The sequence below is a fragment of the Actinoplanes sp. NPDC051494 genome (assembly GCF_044454705.1).
Taxonomy (GTDB): Bacteria; Actinomycetota; Actinomycetes; order Mycobacteriales; family Micromonosporaceae; genus Actinoplanes.
In genome coordinates, this window is sequence record NZ_JBITDZ010000011.1 from 96,937 (window position 1) to 113,344 (window position 16,408).

15 protein-coding genes are annotated in these 16,408 nt (G+C 69.8%); 2 read left to right on the forward strand and 13 right to left on the reverse strand.

The features are described from left to right. The first annotated feature begins 46 nt into the window (after positions 1 to 46). Complete coding sequence (locus ACIA6A_RS31605; protein ID WP_396101614.1) at positions 47 to 532, forward strand: MarR family winged helix-turn-helix transcriptional regulator; 486 nt, start codon at positions 47 to 49, stop codon at positions 530 to 532. On the opposite strand, the gene ACIA6A_RS31610 is transcribed toward ACIA6A_RS31605, so the two are convergent. Together ACIA6A_RS31610 and ACIA6A_RS31615 are read right to left on the reverse strand one after the other, a co-directional pair. Continuing rightward, positions 522 to 1,463, reverse strand: coding sequence for an alpha/beta hydrolase (locus tag ACIA6A_RS31610; protein WP_396101615.1), 942 nt, complete (start codon positions 1,461 to 1,463; stop codon positions 522 to 524). The two genes, ACIA6A_RS31605 and ACIA6A_RS31610, sit on opposite strands and share 11 nt — an antisense overlap. Before the next feature lie 61 nt (positions 1,464 to 1,524). Then, positions 1,525 to 2,169 carry a GntR family transcriptional regulator gene (locus tag ACIA6A_RS31615; protein ID WP_396101616.1) on the reverse strand — a complete coding sequence of 215 codons (645 nt, stop codon included), beginning with the start codon at positions 2,167 to 2,169 and terminating at the stop codon, positions 1,525 to 1,527. Between the two features lie 53 nt (positions 2,170 to 2,222). Between ACIA6A_RS31615 and ACIA6A_RS31620 the strand changes: the two genes are divergently transcribed. Next, positions 2,223 to 3,482, forward strand: a complete 1,260-nt coding sequence (locus ACIA6A_RS31620) for a PQQ-binding-like beta-propeller repeat protein (RefSeq protein WP_396101617.1) — start codon at positions 2,223 to 2,225, stop codon at positions 3,480 to 3,482. Between the two features lie 906 nt (positions 3,483 to 4,388). Here the strand turns inward: ACIA6A_RS31620 and ACIA6A_RS31625 are convergent. The 11 genes from ACIA6A_RS31625 to ACIA6A_RS31675 form a co-directional block, all read right to left on the reverse strand. Further along, positions 4,389 to 5,912: an RICIN domain-containing protein gene (locus ACIA6A_RS31625; RefSeq protein ID WP_396101618.1), complete on the reverse strand. Its 1,524-nt coding sequence runs from the start codon at positions 5,910 to 5,912 to the stop codon at positions 4,389 to 4,391. Further along, entirely contained in the window at positions 5,909 to 6,625 is a 717-nt protein-coding gene (locus ACIA6A_RS31630; RefSeq protein ID WP_396101619.1) for a PilW family protein, read from the reverse strand. Before ACIA6A_RS31630 ends, ACIA6A_RS31625 begins: the two co-directional genes overlap by 4 nt. Continuing rightward, the gene (locus ACIA6A_RS31635) at positions 6,625 to 8,316 is read right to left on the reverse strand and encodes a putative Ig domain-containing protein (RefSeq protein ID WP_396101620.1); all 1,692 of its coding nucleotides are present in this window, start codon (positions 8,314 to 8,316) and stop codon (positions 6,625 to 6,627) included. Before ACIA6A_RS31635 ends, ACIA6A_RS31630 begins: the two co-directional genes overlap by 1 nt. Positions 8,317 to 8,457: 141 nt before the next feature. Next, entirely contained in the window at positions 8,458 to 9,042 is a 585-nt protein-coding gene (locus ACIA6A_RS31640; protein WP_396101621.1) for a type 4a pilus biogenesis protein PilO, read from the reverse strand. Further along, on the reverse strand, positions 9,042 to 9,758 hold the full coding sequence (locus ACIA6A_RS31645) for a hypothetical protein (protein WP_396101622.1): 717 nt from the start codon (positions 9,756 to 9,758) through the stop codon (positions 9,042 to 9,044). Before ACIA6A_RS31645 ends, ACIA6A_RS31640 begins: the two co-directional genes overlap by 1 nt. After that, positions 9,758 to 10,783: a type IV pilus assembly protein PilM gene (pilM, locus tag ACIA6A_RS31650; protein ID WP_396101623.1), complete on the reverse strand. Its 1,026-nt coding sequence runs from the start codon at positions 10,781 to 10,783 to the stop codon at positions 9,758 to 9,760. Before pilM ends, ACIA6A_RS31645 begins: the two co-directional genes overlap by 1 nt. 30 nt (positions 10,784 to 10,813) lie before the next feature. Then, positions 10,814 to 11,596 (reverse strand): prepilin peptidase, encoded by a 783-nt coding sequence (locus ACIA6A_RS31655; protein ID WP_396101624.1) that lies wholly within the window; start codon positions 11,594 to 11,596, stop codon positions 10,814 to 10,816. A gap of 83 nt (positions 11,597 to 11,679) precedes the next feature. Next, on the reverse strand, positions 11,680 to 12,153 hold the full coding sequence (locus tag ACIA6A_RS31660) for a type II secretion system protein (protein WP_396101625.1): 474 nt from the start codon (positions 12,151 to 12,153) through the stop codon (positions 11,680 to 11,682). A gap of 104 nt (positions 12,154 to 12,257) precedes the next feature. After that, entirely contained in the window at positions 12,258 to 13,490 is a 1,233-nt protein-coding gene (locus ACIA6A_RS31665; protein WP_396101626.1) for a type II secretion system F family protein, read from the reverse strand. A 1-nt stretch (position 13,491) separates the two neighbouring features. After that, positions 13,492 to 14,598 carry a type IV pilus twitching motility protein PilT gene (locus ACIA6A_RS31670; protein WP_396101627.1) on the reverse strand — a complete coding sequence of 369 codons (1,107 nt, stop codon included), beginning with the start codon at positions 14,596 to 14,598 and terminating at the stop codon, positions 13,492 to 13,494. A gap of 103 nt (positions 14,599 to 14,701) precedes the next feature. Then, positions 14,702 to 16,366: a GspE/PulE family protein gene (locus ACIA6A_RS31675; protein WP_396101628.1), complete on the reverse strand. Its 1,665-nt coding sequence runs from the start codon at positions 16,364 to 16,366 to the stop codon at positions 14,702 to 14,704. Between the last annotated feature and the right edge of the window lie 42 nt (positions 16,367 to 16,408).

The following is a 16,408-nucleotide window of genomic DNA, read 5'->3' on the forward strand; positions in this document are numbered from 1 at the left end:
GCTACTCCATGGGTTGGTAGGTTGTCCATCAACGGGAGGGGACACCATGAGCGGCGGCACCGACGCGGAAGCTGCGGGTGTGGACGAGGCCATGGGCGCCCTGCAGTCCTGGGGACGGGCTTTCGGGGAGTTCGGCCGGCAGTTCGGCTCGCAGGCCGGGATGCACGTCACCGACTCCGACGCGCTGATCCAGATCATCAGCGCGGAGGACCGGGGCGCGTTGCTGACGCCGTCGGAGCTCAGCCGCCGGATCGGCCTGACCACCGGTGCCACCTCGTCGCTGCTCAACCGGCTGGAGGAGGCGGGGCACATCGAGCGGATCCGGGAACGTACGGACCGCCGCGTGGTGAAGCTCCGATCGACCCCGGAGGTCCATCGGCGCGTCGACGAGTTCTTCGCCGACCTCGGCACCGACCTCGAGGCCGGCATGGCGCACTATCCGCCGCAGCTCCTGCTGCAGTTCGCCGGGATGGTCTCGGAGCTGACCGCGATCATGGACCGCCACCTGGCACTGCGACTGGTCAAGCGCTGAGCAGGCGGCGCAGCCAGGCGACCCGGGCGGCCCGGGCGTCACGGGACAGTGCCGCCTCCGGCGCCGCGCGGTCGAAGCCGTGGAAGCCACCCGGCCAGACGTGCAGCTCCGCCACGCCGCCCGCCTGCCAGATCCCGGTCGCGTACGCGATGTCCTCGTCCCGGAACGTCTCCGCCGAGCCGACGTCGATGAAGGCCGGCGGCAGGCCCGACAGGTCGGTGGCGCGGGCCGGAGCGGCGTACGGCGAAACCTCCGCCCCACCCCGCGCCGAGCCCAGCAGAGCCGTCCAGCCGGTCTCGTTGGAGGCGCTGTCCCAGGTGTCGACGCCGGTCATCTGGCGGGCCGAGAAGGAGTCGTTACGGTCGTCGAGCATCGGGCAGAGCAGGAGCTGACCCTTGAGCGCCGGGCCACCGCGATCCCGGGCGAGCAGGGCGAGCGCCGCGGTCAGGCCGCCGCCCGCGCTGCCCCCGGTCACGATCAGCTCGGCCGGGTCGAAGCCCAGTTCAGGCGCGTGCTCGGCGGTCCACACCAGACCGGCGTAGCAGTCCTCGACCGGGGTGGGGTGCGGGTGCTCCGGGGCGAGCCGGTAGTCGACCGAGACCACGACCAGGCCGAACTCCTCCGCCCAGTCGAGCAACTCGGGCACCCCGGAACGGTTGTTGCCGAGGACCATGCCGCCGCCGTGCGAGTGGTAGAGGCCGGCCACCGGCTCGGTGAACGTGGGCCGCAGGATCAGCAGGGAGACACCGGACGGGATCCGGCGTTCCTCGAGCGTGAACCTGCCGTCCCGGACCAGCTCGGCGTCGGTCGGCCGGAACCGGGCGGACTCCGTACGGGCAAGCGGGATCGCCTCAGCGGTGAGACTTTCTCCGCGCCCACCGGCGACAGTGAGGGCGGCAGCGAGCGCGGCGTCGAACGGCGGGGTCTTCATGGCCTGGAAACTACCCTGGGCGGACGACAGATTTCACCCTTCAGGCTGACCCCACCGACGGTCACTCGTCGAAGAGCTCGCTCTCGGCCCGGGCGCGGTAGTCGGCGTAGATCTGGCGGTATCGGGCGGTCGCGCCGGCCGTGTCGCCCCGGTCGAGGAGGTCGAGGATCTCGTCGTGGCCGTCGATCCAGATCTGGAACAGGGTCTCGCTCATCGCGAGTATGCGGTTGGTGCGGGCGACCGCCAGGTCCACCATCGACTGCAGCTCGCGGTTGCCGCTGGCCAGGATGACGATGGTGCTGAAGTCGGCGCCCGCCGCGGCGGCGGCCAGGACGTTGCCGGTGCGCAGGCCCTCGACGAATTCTTTCTGCCGCTGGCGCATCAGGTCGATGTGGGTTCCGGTCAGGTTCTCGACGCCCCATTCGAAGCCGGCGCAGGCGAGCACGCTCATGACGTCGATCAGCTCGAGGGCGTTCTTCTGGGTGACCTTGGTGACGTGCCGGGTGCGGTTGGGCGCGATGTCGATCAGGCCCTCGACCGAGAGCTGGGCGATCGCCTCGCGCACCGGTGTGATGCTCACTCCGAGGCGGGCGGCCAGCTCAGCGTCCTTGATCAGGGTGCCGGGCGGGAGCTCGCCGGTGACGATCTCGTTGCGGAGCTGGCGCACCACGGCGGCCGTGCGGGTCGGCGGGACCGTGTAGGACATACCGGCAGCCTACTCACAGTCACCATCTTGCGGTCACCAGTACCCTCGGACGCGTGCCCGACGCCGTGCCGTTGATCGACCTCGACGATCGTTCCTTGCCTGATCCCGTCCGGCGAGGACGGCCACCACTGCGGCCGTGGCTGGTGGTGGGGGTGCTGGTCGCCGCCATGGTCACCCTCGGTGCGGCGGCGCCGCCGCCGCCGGGGATGCGGGAGGTGCTCACCATCAGCGGCGCGCCCGTGACCGGGTTCGTGGTGGGCGTGGATGCTCTCTACACCACCACGTTCTCCTCGAAGACCGGCAAGACCGAGGTCAACCGGTACGCCCTGGGTGGCGGCGGTGCGGGGTGGACGGCCGGGATCACCGAGTTCGCGAGCAACCTGCGGCTCGATCCCACCGGTGGCATCCTGATGGCCCGGGACAATTCGGGCGAGCGGCTGGCTTTCCTGGACGCCGCCGACGGCACGGTCCTGTGGCGTCACCTGGCGCCGGAGGCGGGAGCGGTCCTCATGACCGCCGGTGGCGTGCTGCTGCCCCCGGGGGCCGACGGGGCGCTGGTCTACGCCGACATCCGCACCGGGACGCCGATCTGGCGCCGGGTGGTCGGCGCGGAGGTGGACGTCCGCTCCGATGAGGAGGCGGACCGGGTGGTGGTGACCGGCCTCGACGGGCGGGTGACGGTTCTGCGGCTCACCGACGGGTCGGTGCTGGGTCAGGGCGATCTGGGGGTGACCCGTGCATCGGACACGTTCGACGTGCTGGTCGATGTCACCGGGGACCGGCTGATCGTGTCGGACGAGAAGGCCCGGACCCGGACCGCCTACCGGCTGCCGGGGGTGACCAGGGACTGGCAGGTCCGGGACACCTCGTTCAGCTATGCGCAGCTCTGCGGCACGGTCTACTGCCTGTCCCCCGCCACCGACGGGGTGCAGGGGGTGTCCGGTGTCGACCCGGCCGACGGCTCGGAGCTCTGGAGCCTTCCCGGGTGGGACTACGTGCGGATGTTGGCCGACGGCCGGACGACGGTGCTGGCCGGCCGCGAGATCCCGGTGATCGCCGAGATCGACCCGCGGGACGGGTCGGTGCTGCGGGAGAGGACCACGGGTGCGTTGATCGGCGAGGTGACGATGCATCCCGACGCCGAGGCCCTGGGCCGGACCTGGGTGCTGATCGCGGACCGGCACGGCACCGGGCGCCGTGCCCTGGGGCCGTTCGCCATCGGGGCCTACCAGACCTGCGGGATGATCGCTCCGTATCTCGCCTGCCAGTTGACGACCGGACCGCTCACCGTCTGGCGCCTGCCCGGCGAGTGACGCCAGGGGGTCCGTACCGATGATCGATCTTGATCTGGTGCCGGACCGCGGTCCCGCCCGGAGGGACCCGCGGTGGGTGATCGCGGTTGCCGTGCTGATCGCGGTGACGCTCTCGCTCGCCGGCTCGGCGTCGTCCGCGCCGGCGCTGGTGCCGGTGCTGACCGTCGGCGGCCTGCCCTCGGCGGTGTTCGAGCTGGCGCCGGACGCGCTCTACACGGCGGCCTACGGCTCGGGGACGACGATCAGATCGGAGGTACGCCGGCACGGGCTGGACGGCTCCGGCACGCTCTGGACGACCCCGGTTCCCCAGCTGGTGCAGACCATGACCCTGGATCCGGGCAGCGGGGTGCTGATGACCCGGTCCGGCTCCGATCCGCGGCTGACCTTCCTCGACGTCACCGGCGGCGGGGTGCTGTGGCACGTGGAGACGCCCGGTGTGGTGCCGCTCGAGCTCGCCGCCGGCGGCGTGCTCCTGCGGGTGGATGCCGTCCTCGAACTCGTCGGCGCGCGCACCGGGACGCGGATCTGGAGCCGGCTGATCGACCCGGGCGCGGACGTGCACACCGACGCAGCCGCGGGATGGATCCTGGTGACCGGACCCGGTGGGCGGGCGACGACCCTGCGGTTCGCCGACGGGTCCGTGGCGGGTCAGGCCGATCTTGGCGTACGCCCGGAATCCGCCACCGTCTCCGTGGCCGGCTGCGGCCCGGTCCGTTGCGTCGCCGGCGCAGCCGACCTGCGCACCGACGCCCGCGACAAGGGCCGGGTGTGGGTCCGGGTCAAGGGCCACACCGTCGGCTCGGTGGTGACCGGGCCGACCTACGGCTGCCAGGTGAGCGGCCGCTATCTGGCCTGCCCGACCGGGGGCAGGCCCCGGTGTCTGGCGCCTGCCCCCGCGGTGAGCGGTTACTTCTCGCGGGTGTTGGTGAGCACGTTCGGCTTGTTGAAGTTGGCCGGAGCGTTCCACTTCTGCAGGTCGTCGGCGGTGCACGCGGCCACCTTCACCTTGGCGGTGCCGTCGGAGTGGGTGTCCTTGACGGTCAGCGACAGGTCGGTCGGCGTCAGGCAGTAGCCGTACGCGTCGACGATGCGGTAGCTGGTGGCGTAGTCGCCCGTGTCGCCGTACACGATCCATTGCAGGTTCTTGGTCAGGTTCTTGTCCGGCACCGCGGGGCGGACCGTGCACGACGACATGGTCACGTAGCCCGATGTGTTCCCCGGGGAGCGCAGGCAGTAGCCGGGGTTGCCGCTGCCGTACGTGCGGATCCGTTCCTGCTTGTTGACACCGTCGGTCAGGGTGGTCGCCGACGCCGGGAGGTCCCACTGCTGGTTCCAGGAGACCTGGCCGTCCGGCTGCTGCTTGCAGAACCAGACGATCATGTAAGAGGACGTCGGGACGTGGTTGGTGACGTCGAGGCAGCGGCTGAACTGCTTGAAGTTGACGAGCTGCCGGGTGTCCGCCGACGCCATGCCGGCCCCGACCGCGGTCTCCGACCGGAAGATGTTCTTGTTCGCGGTGGCGGTGCAGGTGTTCAGCCAGAGCCGGCCGGGCGCGCCGGCGGTCTCGACGTTGATGCAGAAGTTGTCCAGGTTCACGCCGTCGGTGGTGCCCTGGAACACCGAGTTGTTGTTCAGGCTCCATTGCTGGCGGGCGACGCGGCCGAGACAGTTCTTGAAGACGAAGTAGCCCTTGTTCGCGTGCGGTGTCGGCGCTTCCAGGCAGAGACCCGCCGGGGCGTCGCCGCTCTGCGAGTTGCCCAGCCGGATGTTGAGGTCCTTCGTGTAGGTGAACCGCTGCTGGGCGCTGCCGCCGTCCTCGCAGAGCTGCACGGTCACCGGGCCGTCGATCGCGGGCGTGTCGCCGCCGTCCACGCAGAGCTGGTTGACGGTGGGGGAGGACAGCTTGATCGCGCCGCCCTCGATGTTCGCGTTGTTGGTCTTGAACGTGTAGGTCGCCTCGATCGTGCGGCTGGCCTTGCCGGTCGAGTCGGTGCCGGTCGAGGACAGCGTCGCCGTCGTCGGGACGTCCACCGGCGGGCACGACAGCTTCACCGCGGTGGTGCTGGTGAGGTCGTCGGGCAGGCCCCAGTAGTCGATGGCGACGCTGTACTTCTGCTGCCCGGTGTCCAGGCCCAGGTTCGCGACCCCGGTCATCAGGCAGGGCGGCAGCGCGGTCAGGCTGCCGACCAGCGACGTCACGCCGTCCGTGGTGACCAGCGAGCCGGCCGAGCGGATCTGGGCGAGCGCCGCGTCGATGCCGGCCTGGGCGACGTCGAGCGCCGAGGTGCGCGCGACGACCGTACGGGTGGCGCCGATCGTGTTGACCACGACCGGGACGAGCGCCGCGGTGATCGACATGGCGACCAGGCTGACCAGCATCGCCATCGCCATCGAGCCCTCGTCGCCGCGGCGGGTGAACGGGTTCCTCATGTCGTCGGCCTCCCTTCGCTGCAGGCGTTCGTGACGGTGGTGGACGTGGTCGTGCTGGAGATGGCGGCCGCCGAGTTGAGGGCGGTGAACGTGGTGTCGATGGTGGCGTCCCCGTCGCCGACCTGGGTGGTCAGCCGGATCCGGAGCCGCTGGTACACGCTCCTGAAGTCACCGCCCACGATCCCGGTGCTGGGGACCACGCTCGGGTTGGCGTACGGCTTGTCGCCGGCGGCCTGGAGCTCGAAGAACGGGTCCACGCCGGTGGTGAGGATCTGCGACGCGACGGTCTGCCCCTTCGTCGCGGGCGTCGGTGGCGAGCCCTTGGTCCAGGTGTAGAGCTGCAGGACGCCCTGGCCGCCGGTGGACTTCTCCCCGGTGACGGTGGCGAGCCGCAGCTGGTAGCACTTGTCCGGGAGCCCGGTCACCACCGGTCCGGCGAACTCCACGTACCAGGTGGTGCCGACCAGGCCCGGGGTCGCGATCCAGGAGGCGTAGCGCAGTTCGCGGTCGAAGCGCTGGAACGCCTTGCCGAGTTCGGTCTGCGCGGTGCTCAGCGCGTCCGTCGCGTTGACCGTCTTGTAGACCTGCAGGATGGCGCCGGTGACGATGATCATGAGGACGCTCATGACCCCCATCGTCACCATGATCTCGGCCAGGGACATGCCGTCGTCGTCCGAGCGGTTGAGCCGGTCGGCGATGCGCTTGCGGATCATCAGGCCACGCTCCAGGTGAACATCAGGTTCGCTTGCGTCGTCCCGGTGCTCTTCACGACGAAGGTCACCACGTAGGTGCCCGGCACGGTCGGGGTGCCGCTGACGACTCCGGCCGTGCTCATCGTCAGGCCGGTCGGCAGGTTGGTCGCCGTCCACTTGTACGACGCCGGGGTGGCGCCCAGGGCCGTGGCGGTGACCGGGGTGATGGGGCTGTTGACGCTGCTGCTCTGGTCGGGGGTCGACGGGCTGGGCGAGGTCACCCGCAGGTCGGTCGTCCCGCTCGGGTTCACGGTGCAGACCACGGTCATCGTGGCCGCGCCGCCGGCCGCGTCGGTGACGGTGACGGTGGTGATGTACCGGGTGCCGTGCGTGATGACGCCGGTGACCTTGCCGGTGGCCGCGTCCATCGTCGCGCCGTCCGGCAGACCGGTCGCCTTCCACGTGTATGGGGTGACACCGCCGTACGCGTACGGCGTGAACGTGCCGATGTTGGTGCCGTTCGTCATGCTCTGCGCCGGCACGTTGTACAGCTGCACCGGGGAGAGGACCCGCCACGAGAACGACACGGTCGACTTGCGCGCGTAGACGTCGGTCACGGTGATGGTGGTCGTCGCCGTCCTGACGGTCGTCGGCGTGCCGGTGATGAGGCCGGTCGCCGCGTCGATGACCAGGCCGGCGGGCAGGTTCGTGGCGGTCCACACCATCGGTGCGGTGCCGCCGGTGATCGCCGGCTGCAGGGAGAGCAGGGTGCCGGTCCGGCTCGTCTGGTCGCCGGGCGTGGTCAGCACCGGGGGCGGCGGCTGCACGATCGTCCAGGTGAACGACTTGGTGTCGGAGAGCTTGTCCCGGCCGGCCACCTTGATGGTCACCTTGTACGTACCGGCGGTGGTCGGGGTGCCGGTGAACTTGCCCCCGTCAGCCGAGAAGGTCACGCCGGGCGGCAGGTTGGTCGCCGTCCACGTCAGCGGCAGCTTGCCGCCGGTGGACAGGACCTGGAGGTTCACCGGGGTGCCGGTGTAGCTGGTCAGCGGCAGCGGCGCGACGATCGTCGGCGGCGCGGTCTTGATGTCGAAGACCGGGTCGTTGCTGTTGCTGATGAGCGTGGAGGTGATGAACCGGCAGGTCTTGTCGGTGCAGGTGTTACCGGTCCAGCTCACCACGGCGACGACCTGGAAGAACGGCACCGTGTACAGAGCGGCCTTCGCGGTGGTGTCGCGGTTCTCGCATCCGCCCAGCACGGTCAGCGCCGCGGTCGCCTTGCTCTGCCAGCACTTGCCGACGTACCACTCCTGCTTGTACGACACGCCGTTGGAGCTGGTGACCAGCGGTACGGTCGGCAGCGGCGCGTTCTGGCCCTCGGTCGAGGTGTTCGCCAGCATCGGGTCGGCGGCGACCTCCATGTGGTCGTAGTACGCCTTCACGTCGGCCGGCGCCGCGTTCTTCTGCCGGGTGGCCTCCGCGAGCCCGCGGCCGGACAGCAGCGACGCCGGGTCGAGCGCCCGGGCCCGTTCGAGGGCGTCCGTGGCGACCTGGATGCCGACCTGGTCGGTGCGCTGCTGGTTGCTCTCGGTGAGCGACTTCACCATGAACGGCGCGGCCGCGGCCATCACCGTGCCGATGACGGCCATCGAGACGAGGACCTCGATCAGGGTGAAGCCCTCGTCGTCACCGCGCCGGCGCCACAAACGCACGGGCGGCCCGGCCCCTACAGCTCGATCGGTCGGCATACCAGCTCATTCCTCATGACGGCACGGTTCTCGCGAATGCTGACCGTCTTATCGATCAGCCGGGCCGGAAGTTGAGGAAATGCCGATGATCAAGCTGGCTGGGGATCAGTCCGTGGTGACGGCCGGGGCGTTCGCGGCGGCGGGCGGGGCCACGAACGCGTTGAGCTGCAGCACGACGCTGAGCTCCTGGTCGGTCTCGCCGGCGGCCCAGCTCGCGGTCTCGATCAGCACCGCGCGCTTCTGGCCGCCGCCCTGGAGCTGTTCGAGGAACTCGTTGAGCTCCTCGGGGCTGCCGGTGACGGTGAGCTGGATCGGGAGCTGCTTGACGCCGGTGGCGGCGGTGCCGGCCGGGGCGCCCACGGTGATGCCACCCACGGAGACCCCGATGTCGGTGCCGGCCGCCTGCAGCTGCCGCAGGAACGCCGGCACGCCGGAATCGGAGGGCAGGGCGTCCTGGTACGTCGCGAGCGTCGCCTTCAGCTTCTTCAGGTTCGCCTTGTCCTTCTTCAGGCCGACGATCCGGGAGCGGATCGTCGAGGCCTGCGACCGGGCGTCGTCGGTCTGTGCCCGCAGGCCGTCGGCCTCGGCGTACTGGGGGCTGATGAGCAGGAAGTACGCGATCACGGACATCACCGCGATGGCGATCACCCCACCGAGCATCCAGAGCCGGTCAGCGTGGCGCGCACCCATCATTTGCCCCCTTGCGACGTGCACTTCGTGCCGAAACGGCCGCAGAGCGCGTTCTCGGTGAAGTCGACGTTGAGGCTGAACGTCACCGTCTTCTCCTCGGTCGTGCTCACCGTGGTCACGTACGGGTTGGCGAGCACGGTCTGCTTCCCCAGGTCGTCCACGTACGCGGCGACGGCCTCCTTGTCCGGGCCCTCCCCGGTCACCACGAGCGTGCCGACGACGGCCGAGGTGCTGGTGCTCGGCAGCGACGTCGCGGGGTCGGCGGCGGCGTTCGTGCCCACCCCGCTGAGCGTGCCGCTGACGGACTCGAGCGTCAGGTCGGAGTCGTCGGCCGTACCGGTCAGGATGGTGTAGAGCGAGGCCCAGTCCAGGTCGCTCTTCATCACGACCTTGAGCTGCTTCAGGATGGTGTCGGTGTCGGTCTTGACGTCCACGACGTCCTTGAAGTCACGCTGGTTGCGCTGCAGGTCGGTCACCTCGGTGGTGGCCACCGTGAGCTCGTTGTCGGCGGCGGCGGAGTCCTGGTGGGCGAGGAAGAACCAGCCCCCCAGCAGACAGGCGACCACCACGACCACGACGATCACCCAGGTACGGGTCCGCTTCGCCCGCCGCGCGAAGGTGATCTCCTCGGGCATCAGGCTGGCCGCGATGTGCAGCAGCCGGGTGGTGCGCTGCGGGGAGATCTCCGGGTCCACCGGCATCAGGCTGGTCGCCATCAGGCTGCCGCTCCGAGGGTCAGGCCGATCGACACCGCGGCGGAGGGTACGAAGCTGTCGAAGCCCCGCTCACGGGCCTTGCGGGTGTCGCGCAGCCGGCCGGCGCTGTCGGCGTACATCACGGCGACGCCGAGCTCCTTCTGGACGTGCTCCGCGAGCCCGGGCATGAGCGCGCTGCCACCGCAGAGCGAGACCCGGGTGACCTGCTTCTGCCGCTCGCCCGAGGCAAGGTACGTGAAGGAGCTGCGCAGTTCGTTGACCAGTGGCCGGATCGCGTCGCTCGCGGCGCCGGCGCTGTCCGGCGTACCGTCGCCGTGCAGGCCGAACCGGCACTTGAGGGCCTCCGCCTCGGGTGCGGTGATGCCCAGCCGGGTCGCGATGCTCTCGGTGATCTCGTGCCCGCCGCGCGGCACGGTGCGCACGATCAGCGGCTCCCCGTCGGCGTGCACCACCACGCTGGTGACCTCGGCGCCGATGTCCACGATCGCCTCGACCTGGGCGTCCAGCCGGGAGGCGGCGCGCAGCAGGGCGAACGACGCCAGGTCGACGTCGACGACGTGCAGCCCGGCCCGTTCGACGGCCTGCACCAGTTCCATGACCGCGTCCTTCGGCATGGCGATCAGCAGGCCGCGCACGGTCGGGTTGGTGCCCGGGTCCTCGAGCGGCCGGAAGTCCAGCAGGGAGCGCTCGACCGCGAGCGGCAGCATGTCGCGGACCTGGAACGGCAGCGAGCGGCGCATCTCCTTGGGGGGCAGGTTGGACACCGACATCTCGCGGACCACCAGCTGCGGGTTGGTGACGCCGAGCTTGACCTGCTTGGTGCCGAACTTGCAGGCGGCCCAGAGCTGCTTGAGCGCCGACGTCACGGCCACCGGGTCGGCGAGGACCCCGCCCTGGATGGTGCCGGGCGGCAGCGGGACCTGACCGAAGTTGCTCAGGTTGTACTCGTCCTTCGCGCGGCGTACCTCGACGGCGCGAATGGACGACGAGCCGATGTCCAGCCCGATCGGGTTGACGCCAGCCATCGGTTCTCCTTGCTTCTGCGGGTGCGGGGGTCAGGCGGTGGGGACGAGCAGCGACGAGTACCACCCGGCGATGGGGGCCGCGGCGAAGACCGCCACGAACGCGCCGGCGAGCATGTAGGGGCCGAACGGGATCCGGCTCTTGCGCCGGGCCACCCGCAGGGCGAGCAGGATCGCGGCGACGACGCCGCCGAGCAGGAACGCGGAGAACAGGCCGACGGCGACCCAGCTCCAGCCGAGCCAGCCGAGATAGAGCCCGAGCAGCGGGGCGAGCTTGACGTCACCGCCGCCCATGCCGAAGAACCCCACGACGTAGAAGAAGATCCACACCACGCCGGCCGCGATCAGCGCCCGGGCCGCGGTGTCCCATCCGTTCCCGGCGATCATCGCCGGGACCAGCAGGAGCAGGGCGACGCTGTACGACGGCAGCACGATCTGGTCCGGGAGCCGGTACACGTCCAGGTCGATGGCGGCGAGGGCGATCGAGATCGCGGCGAGGTACAGGAAGGCGGGGAGTTCCCAGGACCAGCCGAACCGGGCCGCCACGGCGACGAACAGCGCCGCGGTGCCCGCCTCGACGAGGGGGTACCGGGCGCTGATGGGGGCCGCGCAGTCGGCGCACCGGCCGCGCAGCATCAGCCAGCCGAGGACCGGGACGTTGTGCCGGTGGCGCACCTCGTTGCCGCAGTGCGGGCAGTGCGACCCGGGCCGGACGAGGGACTCGCCGCGCGGCACCCGGTGGATCACGACGTTCAGGAACGAACCGACCGCGAGCCCGAGCAGGCCGACGACGCCGAGCAGCAGTGGCTCTGGCATCTCGTACCCTCCTGAGGTCTCGCGGACAGTAGTGTTCCGGTGGTGCCGGTCGGGGCCGGCACCACCGGAGGACGAAGCTGGGCTCAGGCCTTCGTGCCGACGCAGGTCGAGGTGGTGAACGCCGTGTACACGGCACCGGTCACCGAGCCGCCGACCGAGCTGTCGTACAGGTACCACTTCTTGTCGGTGCCGCCCCCGTTGTGGGCACAGATCTTGTAGCTGCCGGCGGCGGCCGAGGAGACCAGCGACATCTCGGTCTTGTCCGAGAGCGTGATCTGCTGGTTGCCGATCTTCAGCGACGCGGATCCGGTCTTCTGGTCGTCGAAGCCGGCCGGGTACTGGTTGCCGTTGTCCGTGTAGTACTGCTCGACGGCGCTGATGGCGCCACGGACGTCGGACTGGGCCGACTTGTCGGCCGCACCCTGGCGGTAGTTCAGGTATACCGGGACGGCGATCGCGACCAGCACGCCGATGATGACCACGACCACGAGGAGCTCGATGAGGGTGAAGCCCTCGTCGTCCTTCTTGGCTCGCATCCGGGTGATGATGTCCTGCATTGGGGGTGCCTCCGTTGGGCGTCAGGTGTGAAGCGGGGATGGGGTTGTCCGGGCTCGGGTGCCCGACGTCGACCGGAGACCGGCCGGGTATTGCTTCCAGGGCGTCAGCTGCTCTGGATGTTCTGGTAGATGGTGAACATCGGGAGGTACAGACAGATCACCATCCCGCCGACCACGGTTCCCATGACGAGCACCATGATCGGTTCGATCGAGGCGGTGAGGGACTCGGCGGCGGCGTCGACTTCCCTGTCGTAAAAATCGGCAACCTTGTCGAGCATCTGACTGATCTGACCGCTTTCTTCGCCGACTTCGATCATCTGCGTGACCATCTCGGGGAAGATCTTGTGCAGGCGCATGGCCGAGGACATGGGCTGGCCGTCGCGGACCGCGGACTGCACGTCGCGCATCGCGATGTTGATGACCTCGTTGCCGGTGGTCTCGCCGACCACGGCGAGTGCCTGCATCACTGGCACACCGACGTTGAGCAGCAGGCCGAGGTTGCGCGAGAACCGGGCCATGGCGAGCTTCTGCAGCAGCGGCCCGAAGACCGGCATCCGTAGCTTGATCCTGTCGACCGTGAGCCGGAAGTCCTCGCTGGTGCGGAGCTGGCGTTTGTAGAGCACCGAGGTGGTGATCCCGATGCCCAGCACCAGCGGCCCCAGCCAGCCCATGTTGTGGCTGGTGTCGACCAGGAACTGGGTGATGCCCGGCAGCTCGCCGCCGAGATTCTTGAACATGTCCTCGAAGATCGGGACGATGAAGATCAGGACGCCGGCGATCATCACGAACGTGAAGCCGAGCACGATCGCGGGATAGGTGAGCGCGCCCTTGATCTTGCCGCGGAGCGCGGTGTCCTTCTCCAGGCTGTCCGCGATCTGCTCGAGAGCGCTGTCGATCATACCGCCGGCCTCGCCGGCCCGGACCATGGCGACCATGAGCCGGGGGAAGACCCGGTCGTGCTTGGCCATGGCGGCCGAGAGCGAGATACCGCCCGAGACATCGGTCCTGACCTCGCCGACCGCCTTCTTCAGCGAGGTCGCCGATGTCTGCTCCTCCAGGATCGACAGCGACCGCAGCAGCGACATGCCCGACGCGGTCATCGTGGCGAACTGGCGGGCGAATACCGCGAGATCCTTGAGCTTGGTGCGGTTGCCCAGGCCGGGGATCTTCAGGTCCCGGTTGAGGCCCTGACCGGCCTCGAACATCTCCAGCGGCACCTCGCCGCGCTGGCGCAGCATGTGCGTCGCCGCGGTCTCGTTCGCCGCCTCGACCGTGCCCTTCGTCTTGCGGCCGGTCGAGTCGATGCTGTTGTAGTGGAACGTCTTGGTAGCCGGCATGTCAGACCCGTCCGATCAGGCGCTTGAGCTCTTCGGCGGAGTGGCAGATCTCGGTGGCGGCCTGCATGGAGACGATGCCCTCACGGACCCGCTCGGCCAGGTGCTGATCGAAGGAGAGCATCCCGTCGTTGCCACCGGCCTGCATGAACGACGGGATCTGGTGCGACTTGCCCTCGCGGATCAGGCTGCGGATGGCCGGCGTCGCGGTGAGGATCTCGCAGACCACCGTGCGGCCCTTGCCGTCGGCGCGCGGCGCGAGCGCCTGCGTGACGACACCCTGGAGACTCGCCGCCAACTGCGCGCGGATCTGCAGCTGCTGGTGCGGCGGGAAGATGTCGATGACCCGGTCGATGGTCTGGGTCGCGCTCTGCGTGTGCAGGGTCGCCAGCACCAGGTGGCCGGTCTCCGCGGCGGTCAGCGCCGTCGAGGTCGTCTCGAGGTCGCGCAGCTCGCCGACCAGGATGATGTCCGGGTCCTGGCGCAGCGCGTGCTTGAGCGCCTGGGCGAACGTCTCGGTGTCCGAGCCGACCTCGCGCTGGTTCACCACGCTGCGCTTGTGCGGGTGCAGGAACTCGATCGGGTCCTCGATCGTGATGATGTGCGCCGCGCGGCTGCGGTTGGCCAGGTCCAGCACCGAGGCCAGCGTCGTGGTCTTGCCGGAACCGGTCGGGCCGGTCACCAGCACCAGGCCGCGGGGCAGGTGCGCGAAGCGGGCCACCGAGTCCGGCATGCCCAGCTCGTCCAGCGGCTTGATCTTGTGCGGGATGGCCCGGAAGACCGCACCGCACGAGTTGCGCTGCACGTACAGGTTGCCGCGGAACCGGGAGACGCCGACGATGCTGTGCGCGAAGTCCATCTCCTGCTCGTGCTGGAACGTCTCCCACTGGGCCTGGGAGACGGCCGCGCGGGCCAGCAGGGCGGTGTCGGAGGCGTTGAGCTTGCCGTACCCGGGGATGGCGCGCAGTCCGCCGTCGACCCGGATCATCGGCGGGGAGCCGACAGTCAGGTGCAGGTCGGACCCGCGGGCCTCGACCAGCGTGACGAGCATCTGGTCGAGCACGGCCAGGTCACCCGCGCCCGGCTGGGCCGGAGCCGCCTGGTGAGGCATTTCCTGTTCAAGGGTGTACATGAGCGGCACCGGCAATCTCGTGGTTCCTTCTGACGCCCCCCTCATTCGGCATGGTCCCGGGTGGGTTTAGGACCTCTGACACTCAGATGGCCACGCGGGAGACCTCACGGATCGAGGTGAGCCCGCCGGAGGCCTTCGCGAGGCCGTCCGCGCGCAGGTCGTACATGCCCTGGGCGACGGCCACGTCGCGGATCTCGTTGGACGACGCCCGGCGGATGGTCAGCGACTCGATCTCCGGGGAGATGGGCATGACCTCGTGCAGCGCGATCCGGCCGCGGTATCCGGTGTTGGCGCAGTTGCGGCAGCCGATCGGGCGGAACAGCGACTCCGGGATCTTGAGGTCCTGGTACGGCCAGTGCGCGGCCTGCAACTCCTCCTCGGTCGGCACGTACGCCTCCTTGCACCAGTCGCAGAGCCGCCGGGCCAGCCGCTGGGCCAGCACGCAGTCCAGCGACGAGCCGACGAGGAACGGTTCGATGCCCATCTCGGTGAGCCGGGTGACCGCGCCCGGCGCGTCGTTGGTGTGCAGCGTCGACAGCACGAGGTGACCGGTCAGCGACGCCTCGACGGCGATCTGCGCGGTGTTGCCGTCCCGGATCTCACCGATCAGCACCACATCGGGGTCGGAGCGCAGGATCGCCGGGAGCACCGCCGCGAACGTCAGGCCGGCCTTCGCGTTGACCTGCACCTGGTTGACGCCGCGCAGCCGGTACTCGACCGGGTCCTCCACCGTGATCACGTTGATCTCCGGCTTGCTGATGCGGCCCAGGGTCGCGTACAGGGTGGTGGATTTGCCGGAACCGGTGGGACCGGTGACCAGGACCATCCCGTGCGGTTTGCTGAACGAGCCCGCGAAGCGGTCGAGGTTGTGCTGGGTGAAGCCCAGCTTGGTCATCTCCAGGTCGATGCCGCCGGTGTCCAGGACCCGCAGGACGATCTTCTCGCCCCACACGGTCGGCAGCGTGGCGGTCCGCAGGTCGACCGTCCGGTCCCGGATCATGGCGGTGATCCGGCCGTTCTGCGGCACCCGCTTCTCGGTGATGTCGACGCCCGACATGATCTTCAGGCGCGAGGTCAGCGCCGCCATGACGCCCCGGGGCACGGTGTCGAGCTCGTGCAGCACGCCGTCGATGCGGTACCGCACCCGCATGTCGTCCTCGGTGGGCTCCAGGTGCAGGTCGGAGGCGCGGTTCTGGACGGCCTGCTCGATCAGGTTGTTGACGTAGCGCACGATCGGCGCGTCATCGGCGGCGTTGGCCTGCGCCGCCATCGCCGAGTCCTCGAGCGAGGTGTCGACGATGTCGCCGAGGTCGCTGCTCTCACGCTGCAGGCGCTCGATGATCCGGCGCACCTCGCTGCGGGCCACCACGACCGGGCGCACGGTCATGCCGGTCGACGCCCGGACGTCGTCGAGCGCCACGACGTCACCCGGGTCGGTCACGCCGACGACGAGCTCCCCGTCGTTGATCGCGAGACCGAGCACCCGGTGCCGCAGCACGACCGGCAGCGGGATGCGCTTGAGGGCGACCGGGTCGGGGCTGTACCCGACCAGGTCGAGCGTGTTGATGCCGAACGCGGCCGCGGCCGCCGAGGTCAGCTGCTCCTCGGTGACGACCTGGTCGTTGATCAGGACCGCCCGTACCGACCGGCCGCTGCGCTGTGCCTCATCGGCGGCGGCGTCCACCGCCACCGGGTCGACGCCGATCTGTTTCAGGGCGTCGAGCAGCGGGCGGAAGGTCTGGTCCATGACATCCTTACGAAACAGTACGTTCGGGGTACGCCTGTCCCA